The 20,817-nt window shown below is 65.0% G+C and carries 21 protein-coding genes; 2 read left to right on the top strand and 19 right to left on the bottom strand.

What is annotated here, in order from left to right; translation table 11 throughout:
- Positions 1-39: 39 nt before the first annotated feature.
- Positions 40-846, top strand: coding sequence for an outer membrane protein assembly factor BamD (locus CSAL_RS02535; protein ID WP_011505804.1), 807 nt, complete (start codon positions 40-42; stop codon positions 844-846).
- A gap of 112 nt (positions 847-958) precedes the next feature.
- Here CSAL_RS02535 and CSAL_RS02530 read toward each other — a convergent pair whose 3' ends face one another.
- From CSAL_RS02530 to pilV (CSAL_RS02505), 6 genes are all read right to left on the bottom strand, one after another.
- Positions 959-2,590: an NAD+ synthase gene (locus CSAL_RS02530; RefSeq protein WP_011505803.1), complete on the bottom strand. Its 1,632-nt coding sequence runs from the start codon at positions 2,588-2,590 to the stop codon at positions 959-961.
- Positions 2,591-2,698: 108 nt separating this feature from the next.
- Positions 2,699-3,784 carry a glycine oxidase ThiO gene (thiO, locus tag CSAL_RS02525; RefSeq protein WP_043557910.1) on the bottom strand — a complete coding sequence of 362 codons (1,086 nt, stop codon included), beginning with the start codon at positions 3,782-3,784 and terminating at the stop codon, positions 2,699-2,701.
- Positions 3,785-3,873: 89 nt separating this feature from the next.
- Complete coding sequence (locus CSAL_RS02520) at positions 3,874-4,269, bottom strand: type IV pilin protein (protein ID WP_011505801.1); 396 nt, start codon at positions 4,267-4,269, stop codon at positions 3,874-3,876.
- 34 nt (positions 4,270-4,303) lie between these two features.
- Positions 4,304-4,930 carry a pilus assembly PilX family protein gene (locus tag CSAL_RS16845; protein ID WP_011505800.1) on the bottom strand — a complete coding sequence of 209 codons (627 nt, stop codon included), beginning with the start codon at positions 4,928-4,930 and terminating at the stop codon, positions 4,304-4,306.
- Complete coding sequence (locus CSAL_RS02510) at positions 4,927-5,673, bottom strand: PilW family protein (protein WP_179153625.1); 747 nt, start codon at positions 5,671-5,673, stop codon at positions 4,927-4,929. The genes CSAL_RS16845 and CSAL_RS02510 overlap by 4 nt, the downstream gene beginning before the upstream one ends.
- Positions 5,645-6,103, bottom strand: a complete 459-nt coding sequence (pilV, locus tag CSAL_RS02505; protein ID WP_011505798.1) for a type IV pilus modification protein PilV — start codon at positions 6,101-6,103, stop codon at positions 5,645-5,647. The genes CSAL_RS02510 and pilV (CSAL_RS02505) overlap by 29 nt, the downstream gene beginning before the upstream one ends.
- A gap of 70 nt (positions 6,104-6,173) precedes the next feature.
- Between pilV (CSAL_RS02505) and CSAL_RS16840 the strand changes: the two genes are divergently transcribed.
- Positions 6,174-6,701, top strand: coding sequence for a GspH/FimT family pseudopilin (locus CSAL_RS16840; protein ID WP_011505797.1), 528 nt, complete (start codon positions 6,174-6,176; stop codon positions 6,699-6,701).
- A gap of 1 nt (position 6,702) precedes the next feature.
- Here CSAL_RS16840 and CSAL_RS02495 read toward each other — a convergent pair whose 3' ends face one another.
- From CSAL_RS02495 to cgtA, 13 genes are all read right to left on the bottom strand, one after another.
- Positions 6,703-8,490, bottom strand: coding sequence for a bactofilin family protein (locus CSAL_RS02495; RefSeq protein WP_011505796.1), 1,788 nt, complete (start codon positions 8,488-8,490; stop codon positions 6,703-6,705).
- Positions 8,480-9,049 carry a type II secretion system protein gene (locus tag CSAL_RS02490; protein WP_011505795.1) on the bottom strand — a complete coding sequence of 190 codons (570 nt, stop codon included), beginning with the start codon at positions 9,047-9,049 and terminating at the stop codon, positions 8,480-8,482. Before CSAL_RS02490 ends, CSAL_RS02495 begins: the two co-directional genes overlap by 11 nt.
- A 1-nt stretch (position 9,050) precedes the next feature.
- A complete protein-coding gene (gene pilV / locus CSAL_RS16835) occupies positions 9,051-9,473 on the bottom strand; it encodes a type IV pilus modification protein PilV (protein WP_050934484.1) in 423 nt (140 codons plus the stop codon).
- Complete coding sequence (locus CSAL_RS16830) at positions 9,470-10,006, bottom strand: GspH/FimT family pseudopilin (protein WP_011505793.1); 537 nt, start codon at positions 10,004-10,006, stop codon at positions 9,470-9,472. Before CSAL_RS16830 ends, pilV (CSAL_RS16835) begins: the two co-directional genes overlap by 4 nt.
- A gap of 146 nt (positions 10,007-10,152) precedes the next feature.
- On the bottom strand, positions 10,153-11,106 hold the full coding sequence (gene ispH, locus CSAL_RS02475; RefSeq protein ID WP_011505792.1) for a 4-hydroxy-3-methylbut-2-enyl diphosphate reductase: 954 nt from the start codon (positions 11,104-11,106) through the stop codon (positions 10,153-10,155).
- Positions 11,107-11,167: 61 nt separating this feature from the next.
- Positions 11,168-11,611: an FKBP-type peptidyl-prolyl cis-trans isomerase gene (fkpB, locus tag CSAL_RS02470; protein ID WP_011505791.1), complete on the bottom strand. Its 444-nt coding sequence runs from the start codon at positions 11,609-11,611 to the stop codon at positions 11,168-11,170.
- Complete coding sequence (gene lspA / locus CSAL_RS02465; RefSeq protein ID WP_011505790.1) at positions 11,604-12,149, bottom strand: signal peptidase II; 546 nt, start codon at positions 12,147-12,149, stop codon at positions 11,604-11,606. The genes fkpB and lspA overlap by 8 nt, the downstream gene beginning before the upstream one ends.
- A gap of 117 nt (positions 12,150-12,266) precedes the next feature.
- Entirely contained in the window at positions 12,267-15,107 is a 2,841-nt protein-coding gene (gene ileS, locus CSAL_RS02460) for an isoleucine--tRNA ligase (protein ID WP_011505789.1), read from the bottom strand.
- A 9-nt stretch (positions 15,108-15,116) separates the two neighbouring features.
- Complete coding sequence (ribF, locus tag CSAL_RS02455; protein WP_011505788.1) at positions 15,117-16,184, bottom strand: bifunctional riboflavin kinase/FAD synthetase; 1,068 nt, start codon at positions 16,182-16,184, stop codon at positions 15,117-15,119.
- A 76-nt stretch (positions 16,185-16,260) separates the two neighbouring features.
- Positions 16,261-17,757, bottom strand: a complete 1,497-nt coding sequence (gene murJ / locus CSAL_RS02450; protein ID WP_244846545.1) for a murein biosynthesis integral membrane protein MurJ — start codon at positions 17,755-17,757, stop codon at positions 16,261-16,263.
- 196 nt (positions 17,758-17,953) lie between these two features.
- Complete coding sequence (gene rpsT, locus CSAL_RS02445; protein WP_011505786.1) at positions 17,954-18,220, bottom strand: 30S ribosomal protein S20; 267 nt, start codon at positions 18,218-18,220, stop codon at positions 17,954-17,956.
- A gap of 212 nt (positions 18,221-18,432) precedes the next feature.
- Positions 18,433-19,569, bottom strand: coding sequence for a glutamate 5-kinase (gene proB / locus CSAL_RS02440; protein ID WP_011505785.1), 1,137 nt, complete (start codon positions 19,567-19,569; stop codon positions 18,433-18,435).
- A 25-nt stretch (positions 19,570-19,594) separates the two neighbouring features.
- Positions 19,595-20,782 (bottom strand): Obg family GTPase CgtA, encoded by a 1,188-nt coding sequence (cgtA, locus tag CSAL_RS02435; RefSeq protein WP_011505784.1) that lies wholly within the window; start codon positions 20,780-20,782, stop codon positions 19,595-19,597.
- Between the last annotated feature and the right edge of the window lie 35 nt (positions 20,783-20,817).

Here is a 20,817-nt window from a genome sequence, read left to right as displayed (position 1 = left end):
CTAGCACGGCCGCCCCGTATTGGTTGAACGAGGATGACGATGCGACTCCCTTCACTTGGCACGTTCGGTGCGTTGCTACTGAGCGGCGCGCTGCTCGCCGGTTGCGCCAGCAACGAGCCGGCACCGGACCTGCAAGAGCAGGAGCTCTACCAGCAAGCGCAATCGGCGCTCGATGCCGGGCGGTACAGCACGGCCGTGACACGCCTCGAAGCGCTGGACACACGCTACCCCTTCGGACGCTACGCCGAGCAGGCTCAACTGGAGCTGATCTACGCGTATTACCAGACCGAAGACTGGGAACAGGCACGCGCCGCCGCCAGCCGTTTCATCCGCTTGCATCCCGACCACGCCCAGGTCGACTACGCTTACTACATGCGCGGGCTCGCGGCCTATCAAGCCGGCCGTTTCAGTCTCGAAGGGCTCGAGCTGATCGACATCTCCAAGCGCGATCTGGGCGCCACGCGCGACGCCAACGTCGACTTCGGCGAGCTGGTCCGCCGTTTTCCGGACAGCCCTTATGCGGCCGACGCCCGCCAGCGCATCGTCTACCTGCGCAACGTCCTCTCGCGTCACGAGCTGCAGGTCGCCGACTTCTACCTGCGCAAGGGCGCCTACCTGGCGGCCATCAACCGTGGCGAGTGGGTACTCCAGCACTATCCGCAGACCCCTGCCACGCGCGATGCCCTCGCCGTCATGGTCGAAGGCTACCTGGGGCTGGACATGCGTGATCGCGCGCGTACCGTCCTGCAGACGCTGATCAAGAACGATCCCGACAATGCACGTCTCGATGGCAACACCTTCGAGCCCGAGCACGTCGACGCCGAACCATTGACGCTGAACGACTGACAGCCGGGGTCGAGCGTTCGGACGCGAACCGCTCTATCAGGCCACAGGCTAGACGCCCCCGCCGCTCATGCCGGCGGGGGCGTCTTTCATGCTGCGTCGCCGGAGACCGGGATCACTCCCCCGGCGCCCAGCCATTGACGATGGGATAGCGACGGTCGCGCCCGAAGCCACGCACCGTCACCCGCACGCCCACCGGCGCCTGACGCCGCTTGTACTCGGAGCGGTCGACCAGCTTCACGACCTTGTAGACATCCTCGCTGGCGAAACCGGCATCGATGATCGCCTCGGCGCTCATGTCGCCCTCGATGTAGCGCTCGAGGATCGCGTCCAGTTCGTCATAGGCAGGCAGCGAATCGCTATCCGCCTGATCCGGGGCCAGCTCGGCGGAGGGCGGGCGCGTGATGACGCGCTCGGGAATGGCCGGTGCCTGGGCATTGCGCCATTTGGCCAGGCGATACACCCATGTCTTGTAGACATCCTTGAGCGCATTGTAGCCGCCCACCATGTCGCCATAGAGCGTGGCATAACCCACGGCCATCTCGCTCTTGTTGCCGGTGCTCAGCACCATCAGTCCTTTCTTGTTGGAGAGCGCCATCAACAGCACGCCGCGACAACGCGACTGCAGGTTTTCTTCGGTGGTATCACGCTCGGTTCCGGCGAAGCTCTCGCGCAGCGTATCGGTGAAGGCCTCCACCATCGGCGCGATCGGCATGACCTCGTAATGCACCCCGAGCAGCTCGGCCTGCGCCGCCGCATCCGCCTTGGAGATATCCGCCGTGTAGTGATAGGGCATCATCACCGCCTGGACACGCTCGGGCCCCAGGGCGTCGACCGCGATGGCCAGCGACAGTGCCGAGTCGATACCGCCGGAAAGTCCCAGCACCACGCCCTGAAAGCGATTCTTGTTGACGTAATCGCGCAGCCCGGTGACCAGCGCGCAATAGAGACTCTCCTCCGAGCTCAACAGCGGCTCGCACTCGCCCGCCTCGGGCTGCCAGCCCCCCGAGGCGTCGGTGAAGCGTACCGGCATCAGGCCCACTTCCCAGAACGGCGCACGTACCGCGACCTGGCCGCTGGCGTCGAGCACCAGGGAGCCTCCGTCGAAGACCAGCTCGTCCTGGCCGCCGACCTGGTTGAGATAGACCACGGGGCGCGTCACCGCCCGAGCACGCTCGGCGAACAGGCGCTCCCGTTCCAGCGGCTTGTCGCGGTGATAGGGCGAGGCATTGAGCGTGACCACGATATCGGCGCCGGCATCGACGCTCCGGGCCACCGGCCCGCCGTCCCACAGGTCCTCGCAGATCAACACGCCGAGCCTGGCGCCACGGTGTTCGATGACCAGCGGCGATGCGCCCGGCGCGAAATACCGCTGTTCGTCGAACACCTGGTAATTGGGCAGTGCCTGCTTGGCGTACTCGCCGAGCCATTCCCCGTCGTACAGCACGCCGGCGAGATTGTGTAGCCGCCCATCGCGCTTGCCCGGATAGCCGATGATCACCATCACGTCGCGCGCCACCTTGCGCGCCATCTGCTCGCGGGCCTGCTCGAGCCGCGACTCCATCGACTCGCGGAACAACAGGTCTTCCGGGGGATAGCCGGTCAGAAACAGTTCAGGGAAGACCACCACGTCGGCACGGTGTTCGATGCGCGCTTCGCGCACGGCTTCAATGGCCTGCGCGGTATTGCCGGGGATATCGCCCACCAGCGGGTCGAGCTGGGCCATCACCAGAGTCAGGTCTTGCATGAGCGAAAAGCGCCTCTCTCATTGCGATTGGCAGGGAGTCAGGCCGTGTTAACGACCGCATGTCGGCATTGTCACGCAAGGCTGGCCCGCTGGCAAAAAGTGCCGCCGTCAGGTGTCCAGTCGATAAGGGGCGGGATCGACGACCGGTGTGCGTTGCAGCAACTGATCGGCCAGCAGACGCGTCGACGCCGGTGCCAGCACCAGGCCATTGCGATAGTGTCCGGCATTGACCCAGAGGCCCTCGACGCCCGGTACCGCACCGATGCGGGGCACCCCATCCGGCGAGCCGGGGCGCAACCCCGCCCAGTGATGTTCCACCGGGCAGTCGGCCAGCCCCGGCACGATGGACAGCGCGCTGTCATAGAGAGAGCCCTTGGCGGCCTCGGTGGTACGCTTGTCGAATCCTACCTCTTCGAGCGTGGAACCGGCGACGACACGCCCGTCGCCCCGGGGAATCACATAGCGACCATCTTTCAACACCACGCGCTCGACCAGCCCCGGCGGCGCCTTGAACAGGATCATCTGCCCGCGCACCGGGCGCACGGGCAGCGCCACATCGACGCTCGCCAGCAGCTGGCTGGCCCAGGCACCGCCACATACCACCACGCATTCGGCCGTTTCGTGTCCCGCCGAGGTGCGCACCCCCTGGATGCGTCCCGCCGATGCCACCAGTTCCTCGACATCGACGTGCTCGCGCAGCGCCACGTTGGGCATCGCCTGCAAGCGGGCACGCAACGCGCGACACAGGCGCGGATTGCGGATGCTGCCCAGGGTCGGCATCCACAGCGCCGACTCGACGCCCGGCGCGGCATTGGGCTCCTTGGCGTAGATCGTCTCCGGCCCGACCCGCTGCAGGGGCTTGCCTTCCTGGCGCGCCCAGTCGAGCGCCCGCTCTTCATCGTCGACACGCAGGTACAAGAGCCCCCGCTGGCGGTATTCGGGGTCGATGCCGGTTTCCTCCAGCAGGCGCAGCGACAACTCGGGGTAGGCCCCTTCGGAATAACGCGACAACGTGGAAATCGGCGCGCTGTAGCGCCAGGGATACAACGGGGAGACGATGCCACCGCCGGCCCAGGAGGCCTCACGGCCGCACTCGCCGCGCTCGAGCAGGGTGACGCGGCGGCCGGCATCGGCGAGTTGCAGGGCCGTCATCATGCCGATGACGCCGCCCCCGACGATCAAGAATTCACTCACAGGGACACTCGTTCTTGGCTGGCGAAACCCGCAATCTATCATGCGACGCTCAGCAAGGCAGCGCCTGCCATTGCTTGACTCTCAATGTGTCACCAGCATTTTTCTGGCTGTTTTTGCCCGGTATCGTACAACTTCAGCACGCCACATTGATCCCCGCTTTGGCTATTGATACGTGTGGCCTTCAGCAGAAACCCGTCCCCCTTATTTTTATCGGGATTAGGTAGGGACTCGAATTTGTACACCCTCTCAGGGTCTTTTGCGCCTGTCATCGACTCCGGCAATGTGGCATCGGTATCGTAAATACTGTTTTGCGTGTACTGACGCTCCATCCAGTACGCCAGCTGCATCAGCGTGGCCTGGGCATCGGCCCGCTGCGCCTTGCGCACATGCTCGGTGTACGCGGGAATGGCGATCGCCGCCAGGATGCCGATGATGACCATGACGATCATCAGCTCGATCAGGGTAAAACCGCGGGTTCGACGCATCGAACAGCCTCCAGTGATGGCGAAAACATGACGCTCAACGCATGATCGCACGCCACGCGGCCCGCGACGCCGCCGGACGGACCACCTGCGTAGCGTCGTTATCGGCATCCTGCGCATCAGCTTGAGCCAGTGCCTGGGCCGTCTTGCGCGCGACATCCAGCGTCACGCGCCGCGTGAGCACCGCATGCGTCACCGCGCGTTGCCCCCACGCGAAGGCCGTCACGCCGAATACCACCCGACACGAAGGCCCCGACTCGGGGCACCGGCTTTCCAGCACGGCGAGCGTGACTCGCGGCGGCTCGCTGACCCCCGCCGGTAGCGGGGCACCGCTATCGCCATATGCCAGCCCATCGCGTCGCCAGCGCTCGGCCGACCACTGCACGGCACGTTGCGTACGCTCGGCCAGGCAGTCACGTGCCGTGCATTCTCCCGCCGCGTCGGGCAGCGTGACGGCCGCATGGCGCAACCGCCACTCGCCTTCCTCGAGTGCGGCCTCCGCGGCCTGGAACGCCACTTGGCGGTCCATGAGATTACGCGCCATGCGCTCCTGCAATACCGCCCCTTGCAGCCCGGAAACGGCCAGCGCCGTCATCGCCATCAGCAGGACGAGCGCGATGACCAGCGTCATCCCGCGCTGCGACAGCGGCACGACGGTGCTCATGACGCCCCCTCCTCGTGCGGGTGCAAGGCGTTGCGAAGCGCCACCGCCGTGGTATAGACGCGATACAGGCGGTGATCCGGTGCCGTCACTCTCTCGCCGTCGAAGACATAGGAGGACGCTGTGTCGACGAGTCCATCCTGCGGCGAGGCCACGAGCAACTCGGCGCTGACACCCGTCACCTTCGTCCAGTCGTTCACCTGGGCAGCGCGTCGCCAGCCATCCGCCACGAAGTAACGCAGCGCCAGATCCACGACGAGCGCGTCCAGCGGCTGGGGCGGGGTGTCGTCCACCGCACAGGTCAGCCCGCCGTCTTCGCGCAAGGCAAACCGGGCGCGCGACGCGTCGCCACGCCCGAGCCTTGCGCCCAGGCAATCCTGCATGGTGCCGTCGGCGCTGCCATAGTAGCGGACTTGTATGCTGTCGTTGCTGCCCGTCACGCTGGCCTTCGCGGCAAAATGAGCGGTCGCGGGGAACGCCTCTGTCAGCCCACGTGGTGCATAGCCTGCCTTGCGCAGTTCCCGGGTCAGCACATCGGTGACGAACCGGCCGCTTTCCTGCATCTGGGCCAGTTGCGTCTGCATGCGGTACTGATGCTGATAGGCAAGGAACAGATCGACGACACCGACCAGTACCAGCATGCCGATGGCCAGGCTCACCATCAGCTCGACCAGCGACACGCCATGCTGACGGCGACCGCCGCCCGACGACCCTCGCTCAGAGACGCGTTTGCAGGCGGTACTCACGCGTATCGTCGTCCTGCTCCCATGTATCGCGATGCGCATGCCACATGATCCGTACCGTTGCCGTCGCCACCTCTTCATCTCCCGCCACCGCGATGCAGCCTTGCGCCTGCGGCAAGACGAGGCGAAGCCCCGTCAGCCAGTTGCGTACCTGCTGCGAGGCGGCCGTCGCAGGCGTATCGCTGCACGGCAACTCGTACTTTCCGGCGACCGCGCCGCGGCGATCGATACGCAAGCGCTCGAGCATGGCCGCGGCGCGCTGTACCGCCTGGGATTCGTTATCGGCTCGACGCTGGGCCTGCAATGCCTGAGCCTGAGTGGCCGCCAGCCCCAGCATGCCGAACGACAGAATGAACAGCGTGACCAGGACTTCGATCAGGCTGAAGCCATGCCATGCGCGCGGAAGCCTGCGCGCCCTGTGCGTTCGTGCCATGCCCTTTGCCCGATTGATGGATGCCTTTTTCAAATATATAAGTAAAGTCTTAACAATGGTAGGACACCCGATGAACGGCATGCAACGTGGCATGACATTACTCGAACTGCTCGTGCTCATCGTCATCCTTGGCTTGCTGGCCACCCAGGGCATGCCCGCGATGGGGCAACTGCTACGCGAGCAGCGCCTGCAGGCTGCCAGCCACGCGCTCTACCAGACCCTGTATTACACCCGTAGCGAAGCCATTCGTCAGGGCGTGCCGGTCATGCTGGTGAGTGAGGAAAACGGATGGGAGCAAGGCTGGCGCGTGTTCGCCGATCGCGACGACGATGGTCGACAAGGGCCCTCGGAGCCGACCTTGCGTGCCGGCGGCGGGCTCGCGAACGGGCTGCGGCTACGCGCCAATCAGCCCTTGCGACGCTACGTGCGCTACGCGCCAAACGGTTATTCGCTGCGCGCTTCGGGCAGCTTCCAGATCGGCAGTTTCTACCTGTGCACGGCGACGGCCACGACACCCGCGCGCCGCATCGTGTTGAGCCGTGGCGGACGCGTACGCATTGAACGACTCCCGGAAGGCGATGCCGCCTGTGCGCGCTGATTCAGTCATCGGCGCCATACGAGAGTCCCTCCAGCGTCCAGTCGCCACCGCCGACGCCACCATCCGTACCGCCACCCCCGGTGCCCACGCTCGACTCCATCAGTGCCTCGTCGTAATGGATGTCGCCGCTGCCGGACACCTCGACGCGCCGACCTTTCACGGCGCCGAAAAGTGCCCCGCTCCCGCCAACATTGACGGTGCTGTACGGCGCGAAAATGGTGCCCTTGAAGGTGGAACTGCCGCTGATATTGACGCCGGCATTCCAGCCGCTGGCGCCACCATCATCATAGGTCGAGTAAATGGACAGAACCGGATTGCCCTCGTCATCGGTCGGGCTGTCGGAGGCGACATCGAGGCCGCTTGGGAGATTGAAACGCCCCGAGGTGATGATCTTCAGCGAACTGCCCTCGGCGACACTGAACGAAGCGCCGCCGCCTATATCGATACCGCCCTTGACGTAGAGCGTCATATCGCCGCCATCGACGATGAAGTTGGCACTGCCGCCCAGCGAGAAGCTATCCAGCACCAGCACATTGGTGGGCTCGGGAAAAACGCCAGCGACCGTAACGTCGCGTGTAACCCGGTAGCGTTCGGGGTTGGGTACACTGTTGTTATTACGATCGGACGGCACCTGAAGACCATTAGGCGTCAAGGTATACGTCTGATTGCCGCCGCCGATCGCCAGCCTCCCCGACGAGGCATAGGGCGAGAGAGCATCGGCCAGCTCGCCGATGGTCGCGCCTTCCCGTGTCGTGAAGGCATCGCAACTCGATGTCGCCACCGTCCCCACGCCAGGGGACGCTCGCTCGATGCTTCCGCCCACCTGCTCGGTCACGTCGCGATTACTCGTCGTGCGCACGACCGGCGCAGTGGCGCTGCCCTCGATGCGCGAACTCCAGTTGCCGGTGACGATTTCCGTGTTCGCCGCGACATCCCCCTGTATGCGGCCACTACTGGTCAAGCGCACCGCCTGGCGAGAAGCGACATTGCCCAAAATGCTGGAACCGCCCCCGCTGATGACGACATCGCCATTGGCCTGGATGTCGCCATGGATCGACGCCGATCCACTGGCCGTGACGTTACCCGTGGCACGCACCTGGCCGTAGATCGGCGACGATCCGCTGAGCGTCACGTTGCCGTTTTCGTCGGCATTCGTCGACACCAGCCCCTGCGTTCCATCGCGGTTGTACTCGCCTCCGCCCAGGTTGGCACCATAGCGCCCCTTGCGAGAATCGTAGCTGTCGATCCGACCGCTGCCGCTGAGGGACACCCCCTCGCAGCCGAGCAGGACCTCACGGTAGGCACCGCCGGCCTCATCGCCGCCTCCGACATTGAACTCGGCCTGGAAACTCGAAAAGCCGACATTCTGATCATTGCCGTCGACCCAGTTGCTTCCCGAGAAAGTGACTCGAACTGTGTCCTCGTCGAGCTTTTCGACGCTTTCAACCATGGGACGAGTGTACTGGCTCGGCGAGAGAGCACTGCGATCTCTCCACGGTGTCGTGGACATGTCATCCACGCCTGGCTTCCAGGTAGTGCCATTCTCCGCATTGGGCATCAGTTGATCATTCACGTACTGCCGTATGTCACGTGCCCATTGCATATCGCCGCGCAAGAGATGCAGAAATGCCTCGTCGGCCCCTAATTGGGCATCGCTGGTCCGCAGGTAATGCCCTGCTTGGCGCTCCTGGTAACGGCCCAGTGACATGCCAGCCACGACCATGCCCGTGGCGATGGTCAGAAGCGCGAGACCGATGACGAGCACGAAGCCGTTTTCTCTAGGATGCATCCGCGCCTCCCTCGGACTGACCCGCGTAGCGTGAGCTCAAGTGATAGCGCAATGTCCTGACGGTACAGTTCTGAAGATCGCGGCAAGGGGCATAGTTCAGTGTGACCCGCACACAGGGAGTCGTAGCGGCACTGCAGATCCCCGAGGTGTCGAATGCGACGCTTGTCACGCCTGGCGTGGCAAGCGTCAAAATCTGACTGCCATTGCAATCGAGCGACGTCACCCCCTGGCTGGAATCGACACTCCATGTCCAGTTCGAATCGCCGCTTTTGCGACATCCGGCAGGCGTAGCACTCGCCGGTAACGCGAACGGCGTGACCGTCAACGCCGCGCCTTCTTCGGTCACCTCGATATCTCTGGCCATGGCCACCGCACGCGACATTGATTGATGCACGAAAAGCAGGTCGTTTTGCAGTGTGTTAATCGTGTCCCGCTGCTCGCGAAGACCGCTTATAGCCTGGTATGCCGACACAGTACCCACGAGGATGATCAAACCTAGAAACATGCTGATCATCATTTCGATCAGCGTGAAGCCTCGTTGGCGATGTTGGTGATTCATCCTATCCCCCCTTGCATGGCAGGAAGGCCACCAAATGTACGTGCGGGGAAGCATCCTCTTCACTATTCGGCTCTTCACGCCCCTGCCAAGTGACCTTGAGGTCATAAAGGCCATTATTGCCGGTCTCTTCTCCACTTCCATCGGGAGAGGGAAGACCGCCCACCTGGGCGACATCCTTCTGCCACTGACTCAAAAGGGTCTTACAAGCCTCATCCTGCTGCGCCCAGGCACGCTCGTTCATGTCCCGGACCATGATGGTGGCGATTGTCGTATCGAGACTTTCACGAGCGGCCTGCAAGGAGGTGAGCTGCATCGCGGCGAGCCCCAGCATGCCGATGGAGAGAATGGTCAGCGCCACCAGCACTTCGATCAGACCGAAGCCGCGCTGGGCATGGGGCGAAGACTGCAGCGGCGGTGCCATCATGAGCCACACCCCGCGCCCGGCTCGGCGACATAGGCCCGTCCGGTCACCTCCAGGCACACCTGGCGTGAGGTGCCGTCCGGCAATGCCGCATGGCTGAGGCGCCACTCGGTGCCACCACCGGGATATCCAAGTTCATCGAAGCTTACGCTGGCAGGTGGCGAGGGGTTATCAGCGATGTCGAGTCGCGGGGATAACGCTTGATGAACGACGATCGTATCCTTTTTGTCATCATCGGAAGCGGCCTGCAACAGCCAGCCCTGCGTCCATCCCTTGCCCCCGCATGACGCGCCATCAGCGCTCGCACACAGCGTGACATCGGCCTCGCGCATGATGGCCTCGCCGCGCGCCAGACGCAGCGCCGCCACCAGTTCATTGCTCGCCGAAACCAATTGCTGGCGATATTGCAGGCGCTGAAAGCTGGGCAGCGCCATACTCGCCAGGATCGCGAAGATCACCAGTACGATAAGCAGTTCGAGAAGGGAGAAGCCGCGCACGTTCGGAACGCGGCGAATGCGGCAAGCAAGATGCGGCACGTACGGCTTCCTGATGGTTGGAACGGAGTATCGCGCACGCGGCAGGGAGAGAGGCCCCAAGCGCCCCTCCAATGTAGCGTATTTTGCAACCAATTGTAACGCACGCCGCGACACGCCCGAGCTCGCATCGGGCGTGTCGCGCGGGATCACTCGCTGGCGATGACGCGCTCGCGCAGCTCCTGGGGCATGGAGAAGGTGATGTTTTCCGCTTGTCCGGCAAGCTCGTCGGGTGCCTCGGCGCCCAGTGACTGGAGTCGCTCGATGACCGCCTGCACGAGTACCTCCGGCGCGCTGGCGCCGGCCGTGATGCCGATGGCGCTCACGTCGGTCAGCCATTCGGGACGGATCTGCTCGGCGGTATCGATCAGGTATGCCGGTGTGCCGGTGCGCTCGGCCAATTCACGCAAGCGATTGGAGTTGGAACTGTTGGGGCTGCCCACCACCAGCACCAGGTCGCTCTCGCTGGCCAGCCCGCGCACCGCGTCCTGACGATTCTGGGTGGCATAGCAGATGTCATCCTTGCGCGGCCCGTCGATCTGCGGAAACTTGGCGCGCAGGGCATCGATGACCCGCGAGGTGTCATCCATGGAGAGCGTGGTCTGGGTGACGAACGCCAACCGCTCGGGACCGTTGACCTCGAGGTTCTCCACGTCCGCCTCGTCCTCGACCAGATAGATCTGCCCGCCGAACGAGGTATCGTAGCGGCCCATGGTGCCTTCGACCTCGGGATGGCCGGCATGCCCGATGAGCACGCATTCCTGGCCCCGCTTGGCATAGCGCAGGACTTCCATGTGCACCTTGGTGACCAGCGGACAGGTGGCGTCGAAGATGCGCAGGCCACGCCGCTCGGCTTCCTGCTGCACCGCGCGCGAGACCCCGTGGGCGGAGAAGATGACGATCACGTCGTCGGGCACTTCATGCAGCTCCTCGACGAACACCGCCCCGCGCTCGCGCAGGCTGTCCACCACGAAGCGGTTGTGCACAACTTCATGACGTACGTAGATGGGCGGCCCGAAGACGTCGAGCGCACGATTGACGATCTCGATGGCGCGGTCGACGCCAGCGCAGAAACCGCGTGGATTGGCCAGCTTGATTTGCATGCTTACCTTGCCTCGATGCACGGCGGCATCGTGTCGATGGGCGACGGACGCCCGTCAAAGCTTAATGGGTCGTGGCCGGGCGGACATCGATCACTTCCACCTCGAAGATCAGGGTACGCCCCGCCAGCGGGTGATTGAAGTCCACATCGACATGACGCTCGTCGATGTCGGCGATCACGCCGGGCAATTCGCCACCCCCGGGATCGGTGAAGGACATCACCGTCCCCACCTCGAGTTCGTCCTCGAACTGGTCGCGCGGCAGACGCTGCACGTTCTGGGGATTGTGCTGACCGAAGCCGTGCTCCGGCGTGATGGTGAAACGACCGCTCTCGCCCCCGGTCATCCCCTTGAGCGGTGCCTCGAAGCCCGGCGGCAGATTGCCGTCGCCAACCTGGAACGTCGCGGCCTCTTTCTCGCGGGTGGAATCGATCACCGTGTCATCTTCCAGCTTGACGGTGAAATGCAGGGTCACTTCCATCCCGTCGTCGATACGGTAGTCACTCATGAGGCGTCTCTTTTTGCGTCGTGTTTCGCCGGTCATCGCGCAGGGATGCCAGAATCAGGCCCATGGCCCCCAAGGTGATGGCGGTGTCCGCCAAGTTAAAGGCGGGAAAGTAATAGTCTTGCCAGTGGAACGACAGGAAGTCGACCACATAGCCGTGCACCAGACGGTCATACAGGTTGCCCAGCGCTCCGCCGATGACCAGCACGATGGCAATGGCCGAGAGCCGCTCATGCGCCTTGAGACGCGTCAGCCACACGGTCAGGCCGATGCTCACACCGATGGCGATGGCCGCGAACAGCCACCGTTGCCAACCGGCATGCTCGGCCAGGAAACTGAACGCCGCGCCGGTATTGTGCAAGAGGGTCAGGTTGAACACCGGCAGTACCTCGACCGGCTGGCCGTACACCAGGTAGGCGCTGGCCACGAACTTGCTGCCCAGATCGAGGACGACGACCAGCAAGGCCAGCCACAGCCAGCGCAGCGGACGGCGCATGGCAGGTGCTGCCGCGATTTTTTCAGACGTTGAAGCGTCGTTCATGCGGGCCTCTCATGGCTAGGCCGGCCCGGGGCCGGCGACGAAACGGTAGATGCGGGCCCCATGCCCCCGGGCCTCGCATCATCCCGGGCTGGTATCGGTATCATGCCCAGCCTTGCATCATGCATAGCGACGCGTTTCGCCGGGCCCTTCGGGCAAGTTGCTCAGGCACCGGCCGCACAGGTTCGGATCGGCGGCATGCGTGCCCACGTCCGCGCGATGATGCCAGCAACGCTCGCACTTGGCATGCGGGCTGGACACGACGGCCACCTTGAGCCCTTCGAGCTCGCTGGCCTCGGCCTGCGCGCTGCCGGCGTCCTCCAGCGATGCCAGGTGCACCTCGCTGGTGAGCAGCACGAAACGCAACTCCTCGCCGAGCTGCGTCAGGGTCTCGCGCAGGCTGTCGTCTGCGTATAGCGTCACCTCGGCGGCCAGGCTGTTGCGCACTACCTTGGCATTGCGGGCGTCTTCCAGGCACTTGTTGACCGCCTGCTTGACCGTCAGCACCCGCGACCAGAACTCACGCCCCATGGCGGCATTCGCCTCCAGCGTCGCCAGGTGCGGATAGTATTCTTCCAGCAGCACGCTGTCGCCACGCGTTCCCGGGATGACCTCGTAGATTTCCTCAGCGGTGAAGGACAGGATCGGGGCGACCCAGCGTACCAACGCCTCGACCACGTGATAGAGCGCCGTCTGGCAGCTGCGCCGCGAGCGGGAATCGGCCTGGGTGGTGTACTGACGATCCTTGATGACATCCAGGTAGAAACCGCCCAGCTCGTGGGCGCAGAAATCGTGCACCTGCTGGTAGACATCGCGGAACCGATACTCCGCGTAGGCGCCCTGGATACGGGCTTGCAACTGCGCCGCGCGATCCACCACCCACTGGTCCAGCGCCAGCATGTCCTCGAAGGCCACGGCATCGCGCTCGGGAGCGAAGCCGTTGAGATTGGCCAGCAGGAAGCGCGAGGTGTTGCGAATGCGCCGGTAGACGTCGGCGGTACGCTTGAGGATCTCGTCGGAGACCGCCATTTCGCCGGAGTAATCGGTGGACGCGACCCACAGGCGCAGGATATCGGCGCCCAGCTTGTCCATCACCTGCTGAGGCGCGATGACGTTGCCCATCGACTTGGACATCTTGCGTCCCTTTTCGTCGACGGTGAAACCGTGCGTCAGCAGCGCCTTGTAGGGCGCATGGCCGTCGATGGCGCATCCGGTCAGCAGCGACGAATGGAACCAGCCGCGATGCTGGTCGGAGCCTTCGAGATACAGGTCGGCACGCGGCCCCTGGTCGTGTCCCATCGGGTGCGAGCCACGCATCACATGGCGGTGCGTGGTACCGGAATCGAACCAGACATCCAGCGTATCGGTGACCTTGTCGTACTGGTCGGCCTCGTCGCCCAGCAACTCGCGGGCGTCGAGACGAAACCAGGCATCGATGCCCTCGGCTTCGACGCGCCTGGCGACATCTTCCATCAGCTCGACGGTACGCGGATGCCACTCCCCGGTCTGCTTGTGCATGAAGAACGGGATCGGCACCCCCCAGTTACGCTGGCGCGAGATGCACCAGTCGGGACGATTGGCGATCATCGAATGCAGGCGCGCCTTGCCCCAGGCGGGAATGAACTGGGTCGCCTCGACGCCATCCAGCGCACGCTGGCGCAGGGTACGCCCCTGGTCGTCCTCGCGGTCCATGCCCACGAACCATTGCGCCGTGGCACGGTAGATGACCGGCGTCTTGTGGCGCCAGCAGTGCATGTAGCTGTGCGTGATCGGCGTGTGCGCCATCAGCGCGTTGACCTCGCGCAGCGTGTCGACGATGTGGGGGTTGGCCTTCCAGATCATCTGCCCGCCGAACAACGGCAGGTCGTCGCGGTATACGCCATTGCCCTGCACGGGGTTGAGCATGTCGTCGAAGCTCATGCCGTGCTCGCGGCAGGTCATGAAGTCATCCAGGCCGTAGGACGGCGCCGAGTGGACGATCCCAGTGCTGCCTTCCTCCACGGTCACGTAATCGGCGAGGTAGACCGGGGCCACGCGCTCGTAGAACGGGTGGCGGAAGGTGATGAACTCCAGCGACGCGCCCGCCGCGGTGGCCACGACATCGCCCTCGAGACCGTAGCGCGTCAGACAGCTTTCGACCAGTTCCTCGGCAAGCACCAGCAGTAGCTCGCCGGTATCCACCAGGGCATAGGTGAAGTCGGGGTGCACGTTCAGCGCCTGGTTGGCGGGAATGGTCCACGGCGTGGTGGTCCAGATCACGATCGCCGCCGGCTTGTCGAGAGAGGCCAGGCCGAACGCCGACGCCAGCGCCTCGGGCTCGGCGGCAGCGAAGGCGACATCGATGGCATCGGACTTCTTGTCGGCATATTCGACTTCCGCCTCGGCCAGGGCCGAGCCGCAGTCGAAGCACCAGTTGACCGGCTTCAGGCCCTTGAAGACATAGCCACCCTCGACCATCTTGGCCAGGGCGCGAATCTCGCCGGCCTCGTTGGCGAAATCCATGGTGCGGTAGGGATTCTCCCAGTCGCCGACCACGCCCAGACGCACGAAATCGGTCTTCTGCCCCTCGATCTGGGCACCCGCGTACTCGCGACACAGTCCCCGCGCCTCGTCCGCCTCGAGGTGCTTGCCATGGGTGGTTTCCACCTTGTGTTCGATGGGCAGCCCATGGCAGTCCCAGCCGGGCACGTAGGGCGCGTCATATCCCGCCAGCGACTTCGACTTGACGACGATGTCCTTGAGAATCTTGTTGACGGCGTGGCCGATATGAATGCTGCCGTTGGCATAGGGAGGGCCGTCGTGCAGGACGAAGACCTCGCGGCCGGCACGGGCGTCGCGTAGCCGCTGATACAGGTTCATGTCCTGCCATTGCGACACCCGCCCCGGCTCACGCTTGGGCAGCATGCCGCGCATGGGGAAATCGGTTTCGGGCAGATTCAGTGTGTGCTTGTAATCGCTCATAGCGGAAGGTCAGCCATCGTCTTGGGCGGCCGGACCAGCGCCGGCCGAGGAGTCGGAAGTCGAAGGCTCGGGCGCCAGGGGCGCCGAGGCCAGCGGAAGTGTCCAGCCAGTCGAGTGACACGGTAACCCGAGTGCGGCAGCGTCGAGCGGCGTCGCCGTACGAAAATAGTGCCGCGCCTGCGCCAGATCGGCGTGAATCTGGCGTGTCAGGGCATCCAGCCCCGCGAAATTGACCTCGCCACGCAGCCGCGCGCAAGGCACGACCGTCAGGCGCTGGCCATAGAGGTCGCCATCGAAGTCGAACAGATGGACCTCCAGCACCGGCCGCGTGCTGCCGACCGTCGGTCGCCATCCGATGTTGGCCGCGCCCGTCAGCTCGCGACCATCCGGCAAGCGCGTGACGCAGGCATAGATACCACGCAGGGCCAGAGGACGCGCCGCCAGGGGCAGGTTGGCGGTCGGCACGCCGATGGTGCGCCCCAGTTGCCGGTCCGCGACCACGCGCCCCGTCAGTTGATACGGACGCCCCAGCATCCGCGCGGCCTGGGCAAAATTGCCACTGGCCAGCAGCGTGCGCACGCGGGTGCTCGATACCCGCTCGTCGTCGAGCACGAAGGTGCGGGTGTGCTCGACCCCGAACCCGCGGCGCTCGCCCACCCGCTGCAGCAGCGCGAAATCTCCCGCCCGGTCGCAGCCGAAGCGGAAGTCATCCCCCACGACCAGGTGCTTGACGCCCAGGCCCTGGATCAGCACGCGCTCGATGAACTCATCGGCGGTCAAGCGCCTCAAGGCTGCATTGAAAGGCAGACACAGGATGCGATCGGCACCATGTGCGGCAAGCAGCTCGACCTTGTCACGCAAGCGGCTCAGGCGAGGCGGCGCCTGCTGACCGGCGAAATACTCACGCGGCTGGGGCTCGAACACCACCACCGCCACCGGCAGCCCCAGCGCCCTGGCGCGACTCTTGAGCTGATCGAGGATCGCCTGATGGCCACGATGCACGCCGTCGAAGTTGCCGATCGTCGCCACGCAAGGGCCCGCCTCGCGCAGATTGTGCAGTCCTCTGATCAGTTCCATGTGCCGTTCATATGCCGGTAAAACGTCCGATTATAACCAAGGGGGCCACGGCTGACAGCCATGCCCGCCCCCGCTCTTAGCCACGCAGGCGGAAATGCCTGAGCCGCACGCCGCATAGCGCCAGCCACCCAAAATAGACCACCGCGCCGCCCAGGGTCAGCCCCAGCAAGGTCGCGGCCCGCTGCCACACGCCCCAGTCGAGCCAGACATGCCACTCGGGGGCCAGCCACCACAGGCCGCCCCCCATGACCATGCAGCCACCGCCGAGCGTCAGTGCGTAGCGGCCCCAGCCCGATTGGAATTGCAACACGCCGCGCCGCTTGAGCCCCCAGCCCAGCAAACCGGCGTTGAAGCACGCCGAGAGCGCCGTGGCCAGCGCCAGGCCGGCATGCGCCAACGGCCAGATCAGCAACAGATTGAAGACCATGTTGGCGAGCATGGCGAAAACACCGATCTTGACCGGCGTCTTGGTATCCTGGCGGGCGAAATAGCCGGGCGCCAGCACCTTGATGAGCATGAAGGGCAGCAGCCCCAGCGCATAGGCTCGCAAGCTGCGCGCCGCCATCACGATGTCGTGGTCGGTCATCGCCCCGTAATGAAACAGGCTCACCAGCAATGGCTCGGCCAGCAGTATCAGGGCCAGGCCCGCGGGCAACCCGATCAACAGCACCGCGCGCAGCGCCCAGTCGAGCATCTTCGCGAAATGCTCAGGCGACTGCTCGGCGTGCCGCTTGGAGAGCGCCGGCAGGATCACCGTGCCCAGGGCCACACCAAACACCCCCAGCGGCAACTCCACCAGGCGATCCGAGTAGTACAGCCAGGACACGCTGCCCGACGCCAGCAGCGATGCCAGCACGGTATCCAGCAGCAGGTTGATCTGCGAGACCGAGACCGCGAACAGCGCCGGCGCCATCAGTGTCAGGATGCGGCGCACCCCGGGGTGGCGAAAGTTCGGCCACGGCCTCGGCATCAGTCCCAGCCGTGCCAGGAACGGTACCTGGAAGCCCAACTGAACGACCCCGGCGATCAGCACACCCCAGGCCAGGGCCATCGAGGGGTCCTGCATCCAGGGCGTCAGTCCCAGAGCGGCCCCGATCAGCGACAGATTGAGCAGCACCGGCGTGAACGCCGGGACGGCGAACCGGTTCCAGGTGTTGAGCACGCTGCCGGCAAAGGCGGTGAGCGAAATCAACCACAGATAGGGGAATGTCAGGCGCAGCATGTCGGCGGTCAACGCCAGCTTGCCGGGATCGGCGCTGAATCCCGGCGCGAACAGCCACACCAGCCACGGCGCGATCAGCATCGCCACGGCGCTGATCAGCGCCAGCACCACGCCGAGACTGCCCGCCACCGCGTCGAGCAGCTCGCGCACCTCTTCACGGGTTCGCTGAGTGGCATATTCGGACAGCACCGGAATGAACGCCTGGTTGAAGGCGCCCTCGGCGAACAGGCGGCGCATGAAGTTGGGAATCTTGAAGGCGACGAAGAACGCATCGGCACCGCTCCCCGCACCGAACAGGGTCGCGATCACCACGTCGCGCGCCAGCCCCAGCACGCGCGATAGCATGGTCATCGTGCTGACCACCAGCCCCGAGCGCAACAGACCGCCGCTCGCCGGCCCCGCCGACTCGCCGTCCTCAGGCGTCGCTTGCGATTGCCTAGCCGTCACCGTCCACCCCGCTGTCCGTTTGCCGGGTCGAGCCCGATCGTCACCTACAAAAAAACCGGCCGAAGCCGGTTTTTTCACGCGTTGCCGCCAGGTCCCGGCTTCAGGCAGCCAGGGCCTTGATTCGCTTGTTCAAACGGCTCTTGATGCGCGCTGCTTTCTTCTTGGAGATCGCGTCCTTGTCGGCAATGCGGTCGATGACCGGCTGGGCCGCCTTGAACTCGGTCATGGCCTGGGCATGATCGCCGCCCTGGATGGCCTTGATGACACGCTTGATATAGGTGCGCACCATGCTGCGTTGGCTGGCATTGTGCTGACGACGCTGCTCCGCCTGGCGGGCGCGTTTTTGGGCCTGTTTGGTGTTCGCCACCGTCTACTCCTTGGAGATGTTGACAGTCATGTTCTGTAAGAAATTGATTCGCGTGACGTTTTTAAGACCTCACGCGGATCGGCCATATCGGGACCGCCACTCGCGCAGCGCCCCATCAACGGGCCATGTCTGAGAGGATGCGGCATTCTAGCATGCTCCCCGCGACAACGGCTACAGGTCGCGCCTTTCGAGACATGCCCGCCGACCGCCGCTCACACGATGACCAGGTTGTCGCGATGAATGAGTTCCGGCGACTCCATGTACCCCAGCAGCTCCTCGATGCGCCGGCTGGGCTGCCCCATGATGCGCCGCGCTTCGTCGCTGCCGTAATTGACCAGCCCCTTGGCGATGCGCTGGCCCTGCTCGTCCACGCAGACCAGCATGTCGCCGCGCTTGAACTCGCCCTCGACACGACGCACGCCCACCGGCAGCAAGCTGGAGCCATGCTCGCGCAGCACCTTGACCGCGCCGGCATCCAGCACCAGGGTGCCGCGCACCTGAAGCTGCCCGGCCAGCCACCGCTTGCGGGCCGCCAGGGGAGCGTGATCGGGCATCAACAGCGTGCCCAGCGTCTCGCCTTGCATCAGCCGCGTGAGCACCTCCGGCTGACGCCCGCTGGCGATCGCCGTCAGCGCGCCGGAGCGAGCGGCCAGACGAGCCGCACGGACCTTGGTCGCCATCCCGCCACGCCCCAGGGCACCGCCGTCACCGGCGACCGCGGCCAGCGCCGGGTCATCGGCACGCCCCTCGGCAATCAGGCGCGCCTCGGGGTCGTGACGAGGATCGGCGTCGAACAAGCCTTCCTGATCGGTCAGCAGGACGAGGGCATCCGCCTCGAGCAGATTGGCCACCAGCGCGCCCAGCGTATCGTTGTCGCCGAAGCGAATCTCGTCGGTGACCACGGTGTCGTTTTCATTGATCACCGGCACCACGCGCAGCGCCACCAGCGAGCGCAGCGCCGAACGCGCATTGAGATATCGCTTGCGGTTGGAAAGGTCGTCGTGGGTCAACAGGACCTGCGCACTGCGCAGGCCATGCCGCGCGAAATGTTCCTCGTAACACTGCGACAGGCCGGATTGCCCTACCGCCGCCGCCGCCTGCAATTCATGCACCGCCGAGGGACGCGTCACCCACCCCAGGCGCGCCATGCCCTCGGCCACGGCACCGGACGACACCAGCACGACCTCGATGCCCCGCGCATGCAAGGCGGCGATCTGATCGACCCATTCGCCGATGGCATCGGCATCGAGGCCGCGCCCATCGTTGGTCAGCAACGCACTTCCGATCTTGACCACGACACGCCGCGCCCGACGCAGGGCATCGCGGCTTGCCGACTGCGATTCGCTCACCGGTTCACGTCTCCTTGCGGCCGCATCACGGCGCGTACTCCACTTCGACGTCGTAATCGTCTTCGTCGAAATCGTCGTCATCGTCCTCGGCCGGCTTGCGCTTGCGGGACATGCGCGCCTCGGCACGCGCCACGGCTTCGTCTTCCATGCGTCGACGCATCTCGCGCTCATGCTCGAAGGCCGTCTCGTCTTCTGCTTCCAGCTGGCGCTGCTCCGTCAACCAGCGGTGCGCCGCCTGCACCAGGGCTTGGGTGCCATCGCCACTGATGGCGGAGATCTTGTAGACCGGTCCCGACCACGCCAGCCGCTCGACGATGTCGTCGACCGTCGACGGGCGCTCCTCCTCGGGGAGCAGGTCGAGCTTGTTGAGCACCAGCCAGCGCGGCCGTTCGGCCAGCGTGGCGGAAAACTGCTCGAGTTCATGCGCGATGGCACGCGCGCTGTCCACGGGATCGCTCTCGTCGAACGGCGCCACATCGACCACGTGCAGCAGCAACCGTGTCCGGGTCAGGTGCTTGAGAAAGCGCAAGCCCAGGCCTGCGCCGTCCGAGGCTCCCTCGATCAAGCCAGGCACGTCGGCCATCACGAAGTGCTCGTGGGTCCCCAGCTTGACCACGCCGAGATTGGGTACCAGCGTGGTGAAGGGGTAGTTGGCCACCTTGGGCTTGGCCGCCGAGACGGCACGAATCAGGGTCGACTTGCCGGCATTGGGCACGCCCAGCAGGCCCACGTCGGCCATCACCTTCATTTCGAAGCGCAGGTTGCGACGCTCCCCCTCGGTGCCCGGCGTGGTCTTGCGCGGCGCCCGGTTGGTGGAGGACTTGAAATGGATGTTCCCCAGTCCACGGCGGCCCGCCTGGGCCACGAGCACGACCTGGCCGGCCTCGGTCACGTCGGCGATCACCTCGAGGGTGTCCTCGTCGATCACCGTGGTCCCCACCGGCACCTTGACGTGCAGGTCCTCGCCGTTGCGACCGCTCATCTGGCGCCCTTGTCCCGGCTGACCGTTGGGTGCCTTGTAGAAGCGCTGATACTTGAAGTCGATCAGCGTATTGAGGGATTCGTCACCGATCAGGTAGACGCTGCCGCCGTGCCCACCGTCGCCGCCGTCCGGCCCGCCCTTGGGAACGTACTTCTCGCGCCGGAAACTCAGGCAGCCATTGCCACCCTTGCCGGCCTCCACGATGATCGAGGCTTCGTCGACGAACTGCATGGACACTCTCCCGGCGGCCACGGCCGCCCAATACG

This window comes from Chromohalobacter israelensis DSM 3043 (assembly GCF_000055785.1).
Lineage (GTDB): Bacteria > Pseudomonadota > Gammaproteobacteria > Pseudomonadales > Halomonadaceae > Chromohalobacter > Chromohalobacter israelensis.
This window is presented reverse-complemented; position numbering and strand designations above follow the sequence as displayed.

Excerpts from the sequence above, each read along its gene's own strand:
- CSAL_RS02535 (WP_011505804.1), top strand. The coding sequence starts at position 40 with ATGCGACTCCCTTCACTTGGCACGTTCGGTGCGTTGCTACTGAGCGGC.
- CSAL_RS02530 (WP_011505803.1), bottom strand. The coding sequence starts at position 2,590 with ATGCAAGACCTGACTCTGGTGATGGCCCAGCTCGACCCGCTGGTGGGC.
- CSAL_RS02520 (WP_011505801.1), bottom strand. The coding sequence starts at position 4,269 with ATGCGTCGAACCCGCGGTTTTACCCTGATCGAGCTGATGATCGTCATG.
- CSAL_RS16845 (WP_011505800.1), bottom strand. The coding sequence starts at position 4,930 with ATGAGCACCGTCGTGCCGCTGTCGCAGCGCGGGATGACGCTGGTCATC.
- pilV (WP_011505798.1), bottom strand. The coding sequence starts at position 6,103 with ATGGCACGAACGCACAGGGCGCGCAGGCTTCCGCGCGCATGGCATGGC.
- CSAL_RS16840 (WP_011505797.1), top strand. The coding sequence starts at position 6,174 with ATGAACGGCATGCAACGTGGCATGACATTACTCGAACTGCTCGTGCTC.
- CSAL_RS02495 (WP_011505796.1), bottom strand. The coding sequence starts at position 8,490 with ATGCATCCTAGAGAAAACGGCTTCGTGCTCGTCATCGGTCTCGCGCTT.
- CSAL_RS02490 (WP_011505795.1), bottom strand. The coding sequence starts at position 9,049 with ATGAATCACCAACATCGCCAACGAGGCTTCACGCTGATCGAAATGATG.
- pilV (WP_050934484.1), bottom strand. The coding sequence starts at position 9,473 with ATGATGGCACCGCCGCTGCAGTCTTCGCCCCATGCCCAGCGCGGCTTC.
- ispH (WP_011505792.1), bottom strand. The coding sequence starts at position 11,106 with ATGCAAATCAAGCTGGCCAATCCACGCGGTTTCTGCGCTGGCGTCGAC.
- fkpB (WP_011505791.1), bottom strand. The coding sequence starts at position 11,611 with ATGAGTGACTACCGTATCGACGACGGGATGGAAGTGACCCTGCATTTC.
- lspA (WP_011505790.1), bottom strand. The coding sequence starts at position 12,149 with ATGAACGACGCTTCAACGTCTGAAAAAATCGCGGCAGCACCTGCCATG.
- ileS (WP_011505789.1), bottom strand. The coding sequence starts at position 15,107 with ATGAGCGATTACAAGCACACACTGAATCTGCCCGAAACCGATTTCCCC.
- ribF (WP_011505788.1), bottom strand. The coding sequence starts at position 16,184 with ATGGAACTGATCAGAGGACTGCACAATCTGCGCGAGGCGGGCCCTTGC.
- murJ (WP_244846545.1), bottom strand. The coding sequence starts at position 17,757 with ATGACCATGCTATCGCGCGTGCTGGGGCTGGCGCGCGACGTGGTGATC.
- cgtA (WP_011505784.1), bottom strand. The coding sequence starts at position 20,782 with ATGCAGTTCGTCGACGAAGCCTCGATCATCGTGGAGGCCGGCAAGGGT.